Annotated in this window: 15 protein-coding genes and 1 tRNA gene; 7 read left to right on the forward strand and 9 right to left on the reverse strand. The window is 42.0% G+C overall.

All coding sequences use genetic code 11. The features are described from left to right. Entirely contained in the window at window positions 1-1,191 is a 1,191-nt protein-coding gene (locus tag HMPREF9331_RS00855; RefSeq protein ID WP_016419303.1) for a C1 family peptidase, read from the forward strand. A gap of 28 nt (window positions 1,192-1,219) precedes the next feature. Next, a complete protein-coding gene (locus tag HMPREF9331_RS00860) occupies window positions 1,220-2,413 on the forward strand; it encodes a C1 family peptidase (protein WP_040356821.1) in 1,194 nt (397 codons plus the stop codon). Window positions 2,414-2,544: 131 nt separating this feature from the next. Here HMPREF9331_RS00860 and HMPREF9331_RS00865 read toward each other — a convergent pair whose 3' ends face one another. Next, the gene (locus HMPREF9331_RS00865; protein WP_016419305.1) at window positions 2,545-2,916 is read right to left on the reverse strand and encodes a DUF4293 domain-containing protein; all 372 of its coding nucleotides are present in this window, start codon (window positions 2,914-2,916) and stop codon (window positions 2,545-2,547) included. A gap of 241 nt (window positions 2,917-3,157) precedes the next feature. Between HMPREF9331_RS00865 and rho the strand changes: the two genes are divergently transcribed. Beyond that, window positions 3,158-4,969, forward strand: coding sequence for a transcription termination factor Rho (gene rho / locus HMPREF9331_RS00870; protein WP_016419306.1), 1,812 nt, complete (start codon window positions 3,158-3,160; stop codon window positions 4,967-4,969). A 37-nt stretch (window positions 4,970-5,006) separates the two neighbouring features. Here rho and HMPREF9331_RS00875 read toward each other — a convergent pair whose 3' ends face one another. Then, window positions 5,007-5,450 (reverse strand): PepSY-like domain-containing protein, encoded by a 444-nt coding sequence (locus tag HMPREF9331_RS00875; protein WP_009642713.1) that lies wholly within the window; start codon window positions 5,448-5,450, stop codon window positions 5,007-5,009. 105 nt (window positions 5,451-5,555) lie between these two features. Between HMPREF9331_RS00875 and HMPREF9331_RS00880 the strand changes: the two genes are divergently transcribed. After that, on the forward strand, window positions 5,556-6,356 hold the full coding sequence (locus tag HMPREF9331_RS00880; protein WP_016419307.1) for a Mur ligase domain-containing protein: 801 nt from the start codon (window positions 5,556-5,558) through the stop codon (window positions 6,354-6,356). A gap of 59 nt (window positions 6,357-6,415) precedes the next feature. Here HMPREF9331_RS00880 and fbaA read toward each other — a convergent pair whose 3' ends face one another. From fbaA to truB, 7 genes are all read right to left on the reverse strand, one after another. Continuing rightward, window positions 6,416-7,483, reverse strand: coding sequence for a class II fructose-bisphosphate aldolase (gene fbaA / locus HMPREF9331_RS00885; RefSeq protein ID WP_016419308.1), 1,068 nt, complete (start codon window positions 7,481-7,483; stop codon window positions 6,416-6,418). A 68-nt stretch (window positions 7,484-7,551) separates the two neighbouring features. Beyond that, window positions 7,552-9,876 carry a TerD family protein gene (locus tag HMPREF9331_RS00890; RefSeq protein WP_016419309.1) on the reverse strand — a complete coding sequence of 775 codons (2,325 nt, stop codon included), beginning with the start codon at window positions 9,874-9,876 and terminating at the stop codon, window positions 7,552-7,554. A 97-nt stretch (window positions 9,877-9,973) separates the two neighbouring features. Further along, a tRNA-OTHER gene (locus HMPREF9331_RS12895) sits at window positions 9,974-10,096 on the reverse strand. A gap of 107 nt (window positions 10,097-10,203) precedes the next feature. Beyond that, entirely contained in the window at window positions 10,204-11,025 is an 822-nt protein-coding gene (locus HMPREF9331_RS00895) for a 2,3,4,5-tetrahydropyridine-2,6-dicarboxylate N-succinyltransferase (RefSeq protein WP_016419310.1), read from the reverse strand. Between the two features lie 79 nt (window positions 11,026-11,104). Then, the gene (locus HMPREF9331_RS00900) at window positions 11,105-11,650 is read right to left on the reverse strand and encodes a GNAT family N-acetyltransferase (RefSeq protein ID WP_016419311.1); all 546 of its coding nucleotides are present in this window, start codon (window positions 11,648-11,650) and stop codon (window positions 11,105-11,107) included. Continuing rightward, the gene (locus HMPREF9331_RS00905; protein ID WP_016419312.1) at window positions 11,647-12,414 is read right to left on the reverse strand and encodes an energy transducer TonB family protein; all 768 of its coding nucleotides are present in this window, start codon (window positions 12,412-12,414) and stop codon (window positions 11,647-11,649) included. The genes HMPREF9331_RS00900 and HMPREF9331_RS00905 overlap by 4 nt, the downstream gene beginning before the upstream one ends. Beyond that, window positions 12,392-13,105 carry a tRNA pseudouridine(55) synthase TruB gene (gene truB, locus HMPREF9331_RS00910; protein ID WP_016419313.1) on the reverse strand — a complete coding sequence of 238 codons (714 nt, stop codon included), beginning with the start codon at window positions 13,103-13,105 and terminating at the stop codon, window positions 12,392-12,394. Before truB ends, HMPREF9331_RS00905 begins: the two co-directional genes overlap by 23 nt. A gap of 291 nt (window positions 13,106-13,396) precedes the next feature. On the opposite strand from truB, the gene nrfH reads away from it, so the two are divergent. The 3 genes from nrfH (at window position 13,397) to HMPREF9331_RS00925 (ending at window position 16,835) form a co-directional block, all read left to right on the forward strand. Next, a complete protein-coding gene (gene nrfH / locus HMPREF9331_RS00915; protein WP_016419314.1) occupies window positions 13,397-14,002 on the forward strand; it encodes a cytochrome c nitrite reductase small subunit in 606 nt (201 codons plus the stop codon). Between the two features lie 30 nt (window positions 14,003-14,032). Next, entirely contained in the window at window positions 14,033-15,499 is a 1,467-nt protein-coding gene (gene nrfA, locus HMPREF9331_RS00920; RefSeq protein ID WP_016419315.1) for an ammonia-forming cytochrome c nitrite reductase, read from the forward strand. A gap of 136 nt (window positions 15,500-15,635) precedes the next feature. Continuing rightward, entirely contained in the window at window positions 15,636-16,835 is a 1,200-nt protein-coding gene (locus HMPREF9331_RS00925; protein ID WP_016419316.1) for a cytochrome c biogenesis ResB family protein, read from the forward strand. Window positions 16,836-16,918 lie beyond the last annotated feature (83 nt).

The following is a 16,918-nucleotide window of genomic DNA, read 5'->3' on the forward strand; positions in this document are numbered from 1 at the left end:
ATGACAAAAAAAATACTTTCAGTACTTGTGCTCATGGGAGCAGGACAGCTCTTTGCACAAGACAACTTGATCAATGCCTTGGCAAACAATCAAGGAAAAGATGTACAAAAGTACTACCAGATTAAGCCTATCTTTGCCTTAGGGGTAACCGATGTCAAAGACCAAGGACATAGTGGTACTTGTTGGAGCTATACAGGGGCTTCTTTCTTAGAGTCAGAAATGATGAAAAAGAAAAAACAACCTGTGGATTTGTCAGAAATCTATACAGCTCGTAAGGTGTATTTGGAAAAGGCTATTAACTACTTGCGTATGCATGGTGCTCTTACTTGGGGAGATGGTGGCGAATTGCACGATATTATCAATATCTATCGCAAATATGGAGCGGTTCCACAGTCTGTCTATACAGGTTTAATTAATGGTGCTACTGTCAATAATTTTAACGAAATGCAAAAGGACCTAGAGGGTTACCTCAAGGGAATTGTAGAGAGTGAAAAAGTACCAGCCGACTGGAAGGAAGTATTTGAACAAAAAATGGATACTTACTTAGGAGCTGTGCCTAAAACCTTCCTCTACAATGGCAAGATGTACGATCCAAAATCTTTTGCTAAAGAAGTAGTAGGCTTAGAGGACGAAAAGTATATAGAAATGCTTTCGGTAGAGCACAAACCTAAATATCAAAATACTCTTATGGCAGTGCCTGATAACTGGAGCTATGATTATGCCTTCAATGTGAGTATGGAGGATATCATCCGCACCATAGATTATGCACTCAGCAAAGGCTATACTGTAGCTTGGGCAGCCGATGTATCTGAGAAATATTTCAGTTGGAAAAATGGATTGGCCTTGGTACCTGAAAAAGATTACAAAGACCTTACAGAGGCAGAACAAAAAGATTATTTCCATGTATACTGGAATGAAAAAGAAATCACACCAGCTTTGCGCCAACAAGGTTTTGATAACTATGAAACTACCGATGACCATGCCATGCACATCGTAGGTCTAGCCAAAGATCAAAAAGGTAGAGAGTACTATATTGTAAAGAACTCTTGGGGAGCTGATAATGATAACAAAGGGTATCTATACGTATCTAAGAACTATGTACGTTACAAAACTATGTCTATCTTAGTCAATCAAAAAGGAACCCCTAAGGACTTGCTTAAAAAATACAAAAAAGCAGGGTATGTAAGTTAGTGATACTTAGCATCAAAATTACTATATAATGATAAAAAGATTTTTTTCTGTCTTGGTACTTCTTAGTGCAGGACAGGCCTTTGCGCAAGAAAACTTGATTAACGCATTGGCCAACAACAAGGGCAAAGACATACAGAAGTATTACCAAATTACTCCTGTTTTGGCCTTGGATGCTACCGATGTAAAAAACCAAGGTTGGAGTGGTACTTGCTGGAGCTATGCAGGTTCGTCTTTCTTGGAATCTGAAGCCTTGAAAAAGAAGAAAAAACCTGTAGACTTGGCCGAGATCTACACTGCGCGTAAGATTTATTTGGACAAAGCTATCAATTATGTGCGTATGCAAGGTGCACTTAACTGGGGTGATGGTGGCGAGCCTCATGATGTAATCAACAGCTATCGCCGTTATGGAGTGCTTCCACAATCGGCTTATACGGGGCTGATCAATGGGGCTACCTATAACAATTTTGACGAGATGCAAAAGGACTTAAAGCCTTACCTAGAAGAGCTTGTCAAAATGAAAAAACTCCCAGACAACTGGAAAGAGGTGTTTGAAAAGAAAATGGACGCCTACTTAGGAGAAGTGCCTAAGACCTTTATGTACAATGGTAAGATGTATGATGCCCACTCTTTTGCCAAAGAATATGTAGGTTTGGAAGATGAAAAATACATAGAGATGATCTCCGTAGAGGACAAGCCTAAGTATCACAATGTCCTTATGGCAGTACCTGATAACTGGAGCTATGATTATGCCTTCAATGTAAATATGGAGGATCTAATTAGAACCATAGACTATGCCCTCAAAAAAGGTTACACTGTAGGTTGGGAGGCCGATGTCTCTGAAAAATTCTTCAGCTGGCAGAATGGGTTGGCAATCGTTCCTGAAAAGGATTTTGAGAGCCTAAGCCCTGCAGAGCAAGAAAACTACTATCATACTTACTGGAAGGAAAAAACAATTACGCCCCAGTTGCGCCAAGAGGCTTTTGATAACTATCAAACCCTTGATGATCACTCTATGCACATTGTAGGCCTAGCGAAAGACCAAACAGGTAAGGAATACTACATAGTGAAGAACTCTTGGGGTACAGAGAATGATAACAAAGGTTATCTGTATGCCAGCAAGGACTATGTACGCTACAAAACCATAGCTATCTTAGTCAATCAAAAAGGAGCACCTAAGGATTTGGTAAAGAAATTCAAGAAAGCCCCTTATACCAGTTTATAATTTTTCTGTTAAACATAGGTTTGAAAAAGGACTATCTCCCTTGGGGGGTAGTTCTTTTCTTTTGACATAAGAGCAAAAAAACTATCCTACACACGGGGTGTAGGATAGCTTACACACAAAGTTACTTGGTACTAACGTAGGCGGTCTGCCGATTTTACCAATTCTTCGTCCCTGCGAATGGCGCGATTGGCCAAAAACAAAAATACGATAGAAATGAATGGGACTACGAGCTGAACACCTTTCTCAGAAAACGAATTTTCTCCAGATGACTGTAGCGTCCTCCACGAAAATACACCCAGTAAAATAAGGTTACTCAATATGTTGAATCTGTTCAAAACAAATTGATTTTGTCGGTTCTTGAAAGCAAATATGCTTATTATAGCCAGTAGGGCACTTAGTCCAAAGAGCAATAATGAAGGCCAATCTCCAAAACTAAAGAACAAAGCAACTCCACTTATAAGGCTGACAATCAGCATATAAATAGTTTGAATACGTTGTATCATTTCATTGATTTAGTGGGGACAAAGATAGTAAAAAAAAATTTCATGAAAAAATGTTTTTCCTTAAAAAAAATGTGTATCTTTGCCATCTCAAATAAGTACTTGAAAATAAAATAGATCGCTTGCTCTACAGGTGATATTCTCAAAATATTCCCAACTATATTTTTAAAAATCTTTCCAAATAGAATATTTTTTCTATTTTAATCCCCTATATAAAATAAACTCATATCAATCTATTGAATATATGTTTGAAATTTCCGATCTGAAGGAGAAAAAACTTCCTGATTTGCAAGAAATTGCACAATCCTTAGGAATGAAAAAATTTAAGACGCTCAAAAAAGAAGAGCTTATCTATCGTATCATTGATTTCCAAGCCGAGAATCCAGCCACGATCCTCTCTGAGAAAGAGACCAAGCCTTCTGAGGAGGGAGAGAAAAAGGTGAAACCTGCCAAGGCGGCACCTAAAGCTAAAGAAAATCAGGATAATAGAGATAAAAAAGAAAAAGCTCCTAATACCACAAAATCTCAAGAGGCACGTCCTAAAAAAGAGAAAAACAAAAAAGAAGCGCAGCCCAAGGAAAATAGTACTGTCTTGGAAAATAAGGACGCTGTTGCTCAAGCTGCTCGCAAACAACCAGAGAATACTAATAAGGAAAACAAAGGGAAATTCTCCCAACATGCCAATAAGGACAAAAAAGCTAATAATTTCCCCAAACAAGAGCGAAAGGAGGCTGATACAGCTATCCCTGCTGTGAAAAAAACAGAGCCTACTCCAGCAGCAAAACCAGTTTCTACGGAAACTGTCCCCCCGACGACCGCCCCTAATCCACTTCCTCAGCCAAATGCTGCCCCTTCAAATCATAACAATACCCCTAAGGTAAATAACAATGAGAATTTTGATAAGGAGAAGAAGAACCGCTATCGCTCTCCAGATTTCGAATTTGACGGGATTGTAGAGTGTGAGGGCGTCTTTGAACTGGTAGCCGACGGTTATGGCTTCCTTCGCTCCTCGGACTTCAACTATTTGGCTTCTCCAGACGATATCTACGTTTCTCCCTCTCAAATTCGTCTTTTCGGCTTGCGTACAGGCGATACTGTACAGGGAACCGTACGTCCGCCTAAGGAAGGTGAAAAGTATTATCCGCTTATTAAAGTACTGAAAATCAACGGTTGTGACCCACAATCGGTACGTGATAGGGTAACATTTGACAACCTAACCCCTATATTCCCCAATGAAAAATTTAATCTTTCAGGGCGTAGGAGTTCTGTCTCTACCCGTATCATAGATCTTTTTGCCCCTATCGGAAAGGGACAGCGTGGTATGATTGTCGCTCAACCTAAAACAGGGAAGACGAGCCTTTTGAAAGATATAGCCAATGCCATATCCGACAATCACCCAGAGGTGTATCTCATGGTATTGCTGATAGATGAGAGACCAGAAGAGGTAACTGATATGCAACGTAGTGTACACGGGGAGATTATTTCCTCTACCTTTGACAAGGAAGCCACTGAGCACGTTAAGATTGCCAATATCGTTTTGGAAAAAGCCAAACGCTTGGTAGAGTGTGGCCACGATGTGGTAATCCTCTTGGATTCTATCACTCGCTTGGCACGTGCATACAACACGGTACAACCTACCTCAGGTAAGGTGCTCACAGGGGGATTGGACGCCAACGCTTTGCACAGACCTAAGCGCTTTTTTGGAGCCGCCCGCAATATAGAAAATGGAGGTTCTCTCTCTATCATCGCCACTGCCCTTACCGATACAGGTTCTAAGATGGACGATGTTATCTTTGAAGAATTTAAGGGTACGGGTAACATGGAGTTACAGCTGGATCGCCGTATTGCCAACAAGCGTATTTTCCCTGCTATTGACCTGGTGAACTCTTCTACTCGCCGAGATGATCTCTTGCAAGATGAAAAGACACTCCAGCGTATGTGGATCGCCCGTAAGTATCTGTCAGATATGAATTTAGTGGAAGCTATGGAGTTTATCCAAGACAGAATAAGGAAGACAAAGGACAATGAAGAGTTCCTTATGAGTATGAATGAATAAAAAAAATCGGGAGTGAATCCCGATTTTTTTATTTTAATTAGTCGTCTATACGTAGGAATTTTCCGTTTTGGCTAAATTCTAAGTCAGTTCCTCCTGAGAGTTCTACTTCGTATCCATAGCGTTTTTTACTAATTTTTTTAATAGGATGACCATTGTAGTTTTGGCTTACATATTGGGCAATACCACTAGGAATAATCTTGGCAGGAATTTCTGTACCACGTGATTTTACTTCTTTCCATTCGCCACTTGGATAGAACTCGATTTCAGTACCATTGTTGAATACAACGGTGTAATCCTCTACAAGAAGCATTTCAGTATCTTTCCATACAGAGGCTATATCGGACTCTGAAAAATGCGTTTTTACAAAGGTTTGCGCCTTCTGAGGCAATTCACTGAATTTGATTGGTACGTCATTAGCAGCAGCAAGGTTTACAGCAAAAAGTACAGTAACAACAGTTACGATTTTTCTAAATGTGTTCATAATCTAATTATTTTATTATTTTACGATGCAAAGGTAAAACATAATTTGGGAAAGAAATGGGAAAGAAAAAAAATTTTCGTACATTTGCACTTCTAAACAATAGCGATGAAAATACACTTTATTACAGAGGGGGCGTCTTGCCTGTCATCCCTTGTAGCGGCACTCTCGCCTGTGCATGAGGTCTCAGAAAGTGGCTCAGTGTCAGAGATTTCCCCAAGTACAGAAGCCGTAGTAATAGGAGAGCATGTATCCCCAACCCATCCGCAATGGCAACAGGCACAAGCACTTGGATTGCCTATCTATTCCTATGGGGCTTTCCTCTATGAATTGCATAAGATGAAAACCAGAGTGGTTATTGCTGGCACTCAGGGAAAAAGTGAGATAGCGGCCATGGTACTACATACGATGGATTATTTTTCCAAAAAGATAGATTATTTTTTGGAATTTCCTATAGGAAATATCCCTACCTGTAAGTATTCTCCTGAGGCAGAATTCGTACTTATTGAGGGCGGAGATACCCTCTCACCCATAGAACAAGTACCTATGTTTCAGCTCTATCGCCCGACTCTTGCACTGATCAGTCATATAGAGAATGGTAAGGAAAAGCAGTATACCAACTTCATAAATACCCTTACCAAAGGGGGGATACTACTATATAATGAGGAAGATGCGGCTCTCAAAGCATTGGCTGAAAGTACAGAAAACCAACTGCGCCTGATGCCTTATGAGACAGCTCCACACCAAGAAAGTAGAGGCACTACCTATCTTATTACCCCAGAAGGCGAAATGCCCCTGATGATTTCAGGCAAGGAGCATATGAACTACCTATCAGGAGCCAAATGGCTCTGCCAAAACCTCGGTATAGATGAACAAGACTTCTATGAAGCAATAGAAACGTTTAAGTGAAGAGTGAAAAAACAGAAAAGCACTACCTTTTGGGCAGTGCTTTTTTATGAATGCAGTTTTTATAAAGTATTCACATTGTTGAGGTCTTCGAAGGCTTTCTTTACACGAGCGATGAAAGTCTTTTCACCTTCTCTAAGCCATACACGAGGGTCGTAGTACTTCTTGTTAGGTACATCGGCTCCTTCAGGGTTTCCTATTTGACCTTGTAGGTAAGCGGCTTTGTTCTTCATATAGTCACGTACTCCTTCGGTGAAAGCATATTGTAGGTCGGTGTCTATATTCATCTTCACTACTCCGTAGCTGATAGCCTCGCGGATTTCCTCAAGGGTAGAGCCTGAACCTCCGTGGAATACAAAATCAATAGTGTTGTGTGCAACATTGTATTTTTTGGAGATATACTCTTGTGAGTTTCTTAGAATCTTAGGAGTAAGTTTCACATTACCAGGCTTATATACTCCGTGTACATTACCGAAAGCAGCCGCAATGGTAAATTGTGGACTTACCTTGAGGAGTTCTTCGTAAGCATAAGCCACATCTTCAGGCTGAGTGTATAGGCGAGATTCGTCCGCATCGGAGTTATCTACCCCGTCTTCTTCACCTCCTGTGATACCGAGCTCTATTTCAAGGGTCATGCCCATTTTGCTCATACGCTCGAGGTATTTCTTACAGATTTCAATGTTCTCTTTGAGCGGTTCTTCAGAGAGGTCAATCATATGAGAGCTGAAAAGGGGCTTGCCTGTAGCCTTGAAGTGAGCTTCAGAGGCATCCAATAGGCCATCTATCCAAGGAAGTAATTTTTTGGCACAGTGGTCAGTATGTAGGATCACCGTAGCGCCATAGGCTTCAGCTAGTTGGTGTACTTGTTTTGCTCCTACGATAGCCCCCAAGATAGCTGCTTTTTGGCCTTCGTTGGAAAGGCCTTTACCAGCCATAAATTGGGCACCTCCGTTGGAGAATTGGATAATCACAGGAGCTTTCATAGCTACTGCGGCTTCCAATACCCCATTGATACTGTTGGAACTGATGACATTGGTAGCAGGGAGGGCAAATCCTTTTTGCTTTGCATACTGGAAAATCTCTTGTACTTCTTTTCCTACTGCAACTCCAGGTTTGATGTTGTGATTCATGGTATTATCTTTAATTTTGCCACAAATGTAATATTTTTTCTCCAAACAATAAAATATATTTGAGAAAATTATTTAAAAAATAATTCACTCACCTTTCCTTGTCCTGCCCACTGCATATCATAGACCTCGTCGGCAAGGGTAGGGTCATTTTCTATTTGTAGCCCTTGGGCTTCGGCTTTGAGCTTTAGTAGGTTTCCGATAGTGAATTTGCTGTTGAGTTTTTCTAAGAGAGCATTTACGCCACTTATAGAAAGCGCCTGGGCTACCTGTCCTTGGAAAGGGAGTTCCATCCAGATAATCTCTTTAGCCTCCACGTCCAACACCCCAAAGAGCAGTCCCTTCTGCAAGGGCTGGGTGATACGTACCTGATGAATCACCGCCGAAGGATCATAAGCTACTCCAGTGCGTTCGGATACTTTCATCTTATACTTACTATCCATCCATCCTACCACTAAGTTAGGCGACAAAGCACCACAAGAATACGCATTGCAGACAAAGGTTACATATTTGGCCTTGTGCTGGCGTAGAGTATTGACATCAATATTGATATATTCGGCCGTACCTACCTTGTCAGGGATACTGCGAATATCTCCGCTGTGCTGGCACCCTAAGGTGGTAAGTCGCCCAAAATAGCAAATATCTGACCTATCCTGATAGATGATGCGGCAGGACAAGTCCATATCGAGATGCTGAGCAGGCAGGTCTTTCCCCCATTGCATAAAAAGGCGTATCTCATTACCCTCTAATGGGAAACGAGTACCCATAAGGGTCGCATTGAAGTCATGTACATTATGGCTTCTATCACCTATAGGTAGCGGTATATGGTAGAGTTGTGGGTCTATATAAATAAAATGATGTTCGTTTTCCTCCTTAGCGAACTGATGCTGTATTGTCCATAAGCAAAGGTCTTCTATCTTAGCCTTCATCTCAGCCAATTGCTCCTCATTATAGCTTTCGACAACCAAGGGATGCTTAGGAATCTCCACTCGTGTTCCCATGATGGTCTGTACGCTGCGTTTGCCCTCTTTGCTAAAGTACAAATCGGCATACGTATTTAGGGTAAAGAGTAGGCGAGTAGGCACTTGGTCTATGATTTCCTTGAAGGTAGAAAGCGTGTCGTCGGCTCCCAGCCAAAGCATACAAGCAAAGAGAGAGCGGGCAAAGACCCCAGGGCGCTGTTTAAGCAGGAAAAAAGCCTTTTCGCTATCCATATTCTGGTAAGCAGCATTAAGTTCGGCTTGCCATACACTATAACGCTCGTTATAGAATACGTCCAAAAGGGTAGCGAGCTTTTCAAAGCCCTTCTTCTTGCTGTATTCTGCCAAGCGCAAGGCACGGATAAAGCGCACCCACATCTCACGCTTGGGGTGCATGATCTCACATGCCTTTTCCGCTGAAAGAGGTAAGGCATTGAGCCAATGCGCTACTCTGGCACATTCCTGGCGGGAGTACTTGAGCTTGAGTTCTTTTTGTGCTCTTTCTTTGACAGTCATACTCAGGTCTAAGGATCTGACGATATGATAGTTGTTCTTAGCGTCCTTCTTCATGATGGTCTTAGGTTCTACAATTTGTAAAAAACCTGTTCTTTTATACCACAAATAGCGCAATATATCGGTAGGAGAGCTAAAGCAAGCTCCAGCTTCGGCTTCCTTATCCTGAGCAATATAGCTATCTACTACCAAGACGAGCGTCTCCTTCATACCAATACGAGTCTCAGGAGCCACTGAGAAATAAGGTAACAGCAGCTTAAGCGAATCGGACTGAGTAGCATCCAAAGCAGTTTTGGAGCTTAGTAGGTTTTGGAAAAAGGTATTGGCCTCTGCCTCACGCCATAGATCAAGGATTTTGAGTTTGCTACCCTGTCCTTGATATTCTATTTCACCCAATTCAAAAGGGGTTCCACAGAAAGGACAACCATTGTAGCGATCCAGCGGAAAAGTACCATAAGGAATATAGTGTCCGCAGGCTGAAAAGCGTTCATGCTTAGGGGTAAAAGGCTCCTTATGATTTTCTTTCTTATAGCTCTCTTCATATAGATAGTCAAAGTAATCATCAGACTTTATCAAATGAGGATATTGGTTATAAAAAGCGGTGATAAGATGGTCAATGAACCCTTCCCCTGTAGGCACTTCCCAATTCTTGATAAGGGGTGTCCAGTTGAGTTTTACATGAAGTACCTCTTTTATTATCTTGACAACAGACTGGCGATACTCGTTTGTCGTACCATTGATAGCATGCAAAAGGTCTTCGGTAAGGCCAAAACCATGCTTTCGCAAGGCAGCTACCAATTCCAAGGTACCTGGTTGTATAGCCTTTTGAGAAGGCATCGTATCAGGGACGAATAAAGCGTTTTGCCTAAGGGCAACTTTCAGTAGGGCAGTTATCTTTTCCATAGCATTATACAATAAAAAAAGAAAGGTAATCACAGAAGTAAATCTTAACCTAAAAGAGAGAAGTAACTTCTGTTTGACCTTTCTTAGTTGTTTTTTGTAGGACAGACGGGACTCGAACCCGCAACCAGGGAGTTAGAAGCTCAGAAGTAAATAGTAATTGACCTCCTCAAGGAGAATAATCTTACTATTGACCTGCTCTACCCAATTGAGCTACTGTCCTAATGTTAATCTCTCTTTCTGGGTGCAAAATTATAACCCTACTGCGCAATGTTTTTGCGTAGTTGTAGAAAAAGAGAAAGATTAACAAAAATATAACATTATTGTAATTTATACCGCTACATTGAAATCCCTAAGTGCTTCATTTAGAGATGTTTTTAGATCGGTAGAGGCTTTTCGCTGTCCGATGATAAGGGCGCAGGGTACTTGGTAAGCGCCAGCGGGGAATTGCTTGGTATAGCTCCCTGGAATCACCACTGAGCGGGCAGGGACATAGCCCTTGTATTCTACTGGTTTTTCACCTGTTACATCTATAATCTTGGTGGAGGCTGTCAGTACAACATTGGCGCCTAAGACAGCTTCTTTCTCTACACGTACCCCTTCTACTATGATGGAGCGAGAGCCTAAGAAAGCACCGTCCTCTATCACAACGGGGGCTGCTTGTAGAGGTTCCAATACCCCTCCTATACCTACCCCTCCGCTTATGTGTACATTCTTACCCACTTGGGCACAACTACCCACGGTAGCCCATGTATCAACCATGGTGCCACTATCGACATAAGCACCAATATTTACATAAGAAGGCATCAGTACGACCCCTGAGGCGAGATAAGCCCCACGACGAGCGGTAGCAGGGGGTACTACACGTACGCCCTTATCCTCATAGTTGTGCTTGAGGGGAATCTTATCATAGTACTCGAAGATCCCTACCTCTTTGGTTTCCATTTTGCGGAAAGGAAAGTATAGAATGACTGCTTTTTTAATCCATTCGTGTACATACCAACCCTTATCAGAGGGAGTGGCTACCCTTAGTTCTCCACGGTCGAGTAGGTCTATGGTAGCATCAATGGTTTTCATAGTAGCTTCATCGGAAAGCAGATGGCGGTTTTCCCATGCAGCCTCTATTTTCTCTTGTAAATCTTTTATATTCATAATTGATGATTCATTTCTTATTTGCAAAGATAAGAAATTTAATGATTGATGAAGTAATGTTTAATGATTAATTAACGCCTTAAGATTGGTATACTAGGTGCTTGTAAGGAGCCCCTGCGAGCATCTTCATATCGGCATATACAAAGCCCATACGAAGGTAAAGTTTTTCCGCTTGGGGGTTGTCCATGGAGACCAATAGTCCTATGGTCTCTCCCTTGAGCTGTTCCTTGAGGTGAAGTAGCAGGGAGGAGCCTATACCCTTGCCTTGTGCTTTTGGGGATACGCTGAGGGTATCTATATAAAATTCACCGGCTTGTGTCTCCTTCTCTAAGCGTATATTGTGGCCGTAGGAGGCTTTGACAAAGTCAAAAACAGACTGGGACAAGGGATCTATATGGGCACCATTGTAATAGACAAGCGAGCCGAGAATCTGTTTGTCTTTTTCATATACCAAAGTATTCTCGTAAGAATACTGATTGTTCTGCTTTAAGAAGAGTCTTTCCAAGAATCGGACAGACTCATGGGGGTCTTCCCGCTGGATAAGTTTGAAAACGATTTCAGACATAGCCTGAAACATAAGGGGTGCCACAAAAGGGGCATCGGCGGGGGTGGCTGTACGTATCATTGAAATAGGTAAGTAATGGTTCCGAGTTGTTTGTTTTTGCTATCTTTGTTAAAGCGAGCTTTGCGGGCGTAATAGATAGCATTGTCTATCAAGCATCCGTTGGCTGTACTTGAAGAGGCTTTGTTATAAGAGGCCTCTATGACTCGTCCTTGGTCATCTACAGTGATATTGACGACCACTTTGCCTGATTCCTCACAAGTATAGACGGGGTTAGGGAGTTCTGCAACGGCTTCTCTTCCAGAGAGATAATAGGAAATAAGGGTACGCTTATTGGCTTTTTTCTCATTCTTGTTTTGTGGCTTATATTTCTCCAAATCTTTGAAAGACATACCATCATTGACCTTATAGGGTTCCACTTTGGGTGGTTCTATGCCTTCTGCTTCGCCAGGGGTCTTATCTGTCTGACCAGAAGCTTCTTGAGCTTGTTGTTTGGCTAAAAGGTCGTCCAAACTCTCAAGGTCTTTGGCCTGTTTGATACGAGAATCAGCTTCGTTATAGGAGCGGGTGGTTATTGGCGCATTATCGGGAACACTTTCTTGTTCTTTTTGGGTATCCTCAGGGATTTTTTCTTCCTTTAGGAGCTTGTCTATTTCCTCGGCAGGGGGAATCTCTAACCAAATCTCTTCAGGCTTATTATTGACCCTAATGATAATAAATGAAACCACTATACAAAGCATAATCACTAAGGTAATGACAAAAGCCCTTTCCTTACCAGACAAGCTTGTGGCTTCAATTTCTCTCTTAATGTATTGTGTTAGTTTCATGGGGGGTGTGGTTTATAAATTGTTGCACAAAGTCCTCAGGGGTGTAGGCTTGTGCTACAGCGTATGCTCCTATCTGGGTACGCCTTAGGGAGGTAAGGTGAGCTCCACTACCTAAGGCCTTGCCTATATCATGTACCAAGGAACGTATATAAGTCCCTTTGCTACAATGTACCTTAAAGGAGAGTTCTTTTTCTCCTATGAGGGAGAGTTCTAAGGCATGTATGGTAATAGCTCTTTTGGGCACTTCGGTAGTCTCTCCTTTGCGAGCGAGTTCATAGAGGCGCTTTCCATCTTTTTTGATAGCCGAGAATAGGGGAGGGGCTTGAATGAGATCTCCAACAAACTGTTCTCTGACCTGCTCAATGAGTTCGGGAGTGATATGCTCGGTTGGGAAGGTGGCGTCAATCTCTGTTTCTAAGTCATAGGAAGGTGTGGTAGCTCCTAGCGCAATGGTGCCAGTGTATATCTTGGGAGCGTCCTGTATCTGAGGGATTTGCTTGGTATGCTTGCCTGTGCATAATATCAAAAGCCCTGTAGCCAAGGGGTCAAGGGTACCAGCATGGCCTATCTTGAATTTTTTCAGACGATACTTCTTCATGATAGCCCACTTGAGTTTGTTGACCGCTTGGAAAGAACTCCAGTGTAAAGGTTTGTCAATCAGTATGATAGTTCCTTCTATGAGTGATTGCATAGGTAAAATGATTTTTAAGGAAATGAAAGTTGTGGCAAAAGTACATTTATTTTTTTAATTCTAATAGCTTTTTGCGAAAATAAATCAGTCAAGCGGAAAAAATAAGAGTGAAGAGGATACTTTTCTCTTTTCTCTTCTTCCACTTCACAATTGATATTTCGGACTTATAAGTGTTAAATTTATGTTTATTTAGAATGAAAACAAAATACCCTTGAAGCATTATTTTTCTTTGGAGAATGCGAAAAATTGATTATTTCTGCAATGGAAATAAAAAAACAAAACATTAATAATATGCCAACGTCTTCAAATGAAAGCACCCCTAAGAAAGGCCGATTCTTTCGGTATCTGATTCCTTCTTTTGTAGGAATTATATTGGGCTTGTGTGGGTATATATTTTACCTTTCCAAGGCGCATTCTTATCTTTCGGATGACCCCAAGGTGTGTGTGAACTGCCACATCATGGAGCCAGAATATGCTACATGGTCGCACTCCTCACATGGTCGCAATACGGTCTGCAACGATTGTCATGTACCTCATGACAATGTGTTCCGTAAGTATTACTTCAAGGCCAATGACGGGCTAAGGCATGCTACCATGTTCACCTTTCGACTCGAACCACAGGTGATCAAAATGCATGCTCCAGGGCAGAAGGTCGTACAGGAGAACTGTATCCGCTGCCATAGCACTCTTGTCTCTGAAGTAAGGCTAGGTAAAGTAACTGCTCCTATGGCACATGCCGGTAATGGTAAGCTCTGCTGGGAGTGTCACCGCGAGGTGCCGCACAGTCGCGTACGCGGATTGAACTCCGCTCCTCACTCTCCTGTACCTATCATAGATGATATGGGTGAAAATACCCCGCAGTGGATACAGGACTTAATAAAAACAGAAAAAAAATAATTGATTAAAAACAAACTAATTTATACAACGATGAAAAAGAAAAATTGGTTACTAGTAGGAATATTAGCTATAGTGACGTTCCTTTTAGGTTTGTTAGCTAATTCCATAATGAATAGGTCTCATGAGGCCGAATTTATAGCCAAAGGTGGTAATAACTTGGAAGACCAAGAATGCCGCAATGAGCTTTATAAACCGTTCTACCCTCGTCAGTATGACTCTTGGGAAGCTACTGCCGATACTACCTTCCGCTCTAAGTATATGAGTAGCCGTGCCGACGATATGTTAGCACAACGCCCTGAAATGGTTATCCTTTGGGCAGGGTATGCCTTCTCTAAGGACTATACTTCACCACGTGGACATATGTACACTATCGAGGATGTTACTCGTACCCTCCGTACAGGAGCTCCTTCTGAGACTACCCACTCTCCACAGCCAGGTACTTGCTGGACTTGTAAGAGCCCTGATGTACCTCGTCTTATGAAGAAAGTAGGTTTGGAAGAATACTATAGTGCCCCTTGGGACAAGTGGGGTAGCGAAATAGTGAACCCTATTGGTTGTGCTACTTGCCACAATACTAAGACTATGAAATTGGAAGTACACCAACCAGCGTTGGCTGAGGCTTTTGCTCGCCAAGGAAAAGACATCAACAAAGCGACTCACCAAGAAATGCGTTCCCTTGTATGTGCCCAATGCCACGTAGAATACTACTTCAAAGGAGATAAGAAATACCTTACTTTCCCATGGGACGAAGGTATGACTGTGGAAAAAATGGAAGAATACTACGACAAAGAAGGCTGGACAGACTATGTTCATAAACTGAGTCGTGCTCCTATTATCAAGGCACAACACCCCGATTATGAGCTTTCTCAGCTCGGTATCCACGGACAGCGTGGAGTATCTTGTGCAGACTGCCACATGCCTTACAAGACCGATGGGGCTGTGAAATTCACTGATCACCAAATCTCCAGTCCTTTGCGTAATATTTCTGCCAGTTGCCAAACTTGTCACCGCCAAAGCGAAGAAGACCTTAGAAAGAATGTATATGACCGACAAGATGCTGTATATGGTATGCGTATGAAACTTGAAAAGGAATTGGCTAAAGTACATTTTAAAGCTAAATTCTTGTGGGACAATGGGGCAACTGAAGAACAAATGAAACCTACCTTAGCTCTTATCCGTAAGTCTCAATGGCGTTGGGATATGGTACACTCCTCACATGGAGCGGCTTTCCATGCTCCTATAGAGTCAGAGCGTCTCCTTAGTGATGGGCTTATTTATGCTCTTGAAGCTGAAAAGAACTTGGATGTGCTTAAAGAAAAATTGCATATCGCAGCTGAGTTCGTAATGCCAGACATTAGTACTAAGGCTAAAGCTCAAAAAGAAATAGGCTTAGACATACCTAAAGAAGAAGCAGCTAAGAAAGAATTCTTGAAAACTATCGTTCCTAAATGGCTCGAAGAAGCTCGTAAAGAAGGTCGCTTAGTTACACAAAAATAGTGCGAACTGCACAAATAATTAGGGGCGAATGACAATTCGCCCCTAATTTTTACTCACATACTCACTTTTGCGACTTTTCAAAGTTCCAAGTATTTGCTTGGCTTTACTTTTTATTTTTTACTTTTTATCTTGAAAAATGAAGTCTTATCCTTTCGCTATTGTTTTTTCTCTTACCGCTGTAGTGGTAGGACTGGTGCTACAATTCTCCATAGGCAGTATCAGTAAGAGTTGGTTTAGCTTTCCTTACAATGTGGTAGGGGGAGCCGTCTTTGTCTTTTTGACAACGGCTATTTATTTTCTTTGGCGCAAGACTAACTTTATACTTCGTTTCGCCTCGGCACCTTTTGCCATTGTTACGGTAGTAACACTTGGGGTACTGACCATTGGGCTGGGAAGTATCAATGTAAAGCCTGAGGGACTTAAAGGTATCCTGGGCAAGTTGGGCTTAGATGACCTTACCAAGACATGGTATTTTGGCCTTGTTTTCTTTTTGACCTTAACCAATCTTTGGTTTTCTATCCTCAAGCGCTCTATGGTTTATCAGCGTAAGAATATTGCTTTCTTGCTCAATCACTTTGGTTTGTGGCTGGCTATGTTTGCAGGCGTCTTAGGTCAGGGAGATATTGTTCGCCTTACGATGGACCTTAAGAAGGATATCCCCCAGTGGCAGGCCAAAACAGCCGATGATAAGGTAGTAAATCTGCCTCTGGCGATAGAACTCAAGGAATTTTCTATAGACATTTATCCTAACAAACTCTTTGTGATAGATACCACAGGTACTTCGCTGCCTAAGGGCAAGCCTGTTGGTTTTATGTTAGAGCGGGAAGGAGAGCAGGCCACACTGCTTAATTGGAAAATTACCCTACACAAGTATTTAGAAAAAGCCATTCCAGATACAGATTCCACTTATATTAACCATACCATGTGGGGAGCTGCCAATGCAGCTCTAGTTACAGTAGAGGACTTGCGTACCCACCAGAGGAAGAAAGAATGGATCTCGGCAGGGAACTTCCAGCTTCCTCCTCGTGCAATAGACTTAGATAAAGAACATACTCTAGTTATGGCGCCACCTGAAGCACGTAAGTTCCAATCTCAAGTACTTATCTATCAGAAGGGTAGCAATCGTATCTTGGAAGAAAAGATAGAAGTCAATCACCCCATAAGTGTAGGCGGTTGGCGTATCTATCAGCTCAGTTATGATGAGCGTATGGGGCGCTGGTCAGACCTCAGTGTAGTGGAACTGGTATCAGACCCTTGGCTTCCAGTGGTGTATGTAGGTATTTTCTTACTTATTGCAGGCGGTGTAGCGCTATTATTTGAAGTAAAAAAGAATTAGTTGTCAGTTGTTAGTTGTCAGTTGTTAGTTGTTAGTTGTCAGTTGTTAGTTGTCAGTTGTCAGTCTCTAGAAACTAACCACTA

It is taken from the genome of Capnocytophaga granulosa ATCC 51502, from assembly GCF_000411115.1.
Lineage (GTDB): Bacteria > Bacteroidota > Bacteroidia > Flavobacteriales > Flavobacteriaceae > Capnocytophaga > Capnocytophaga granulosa.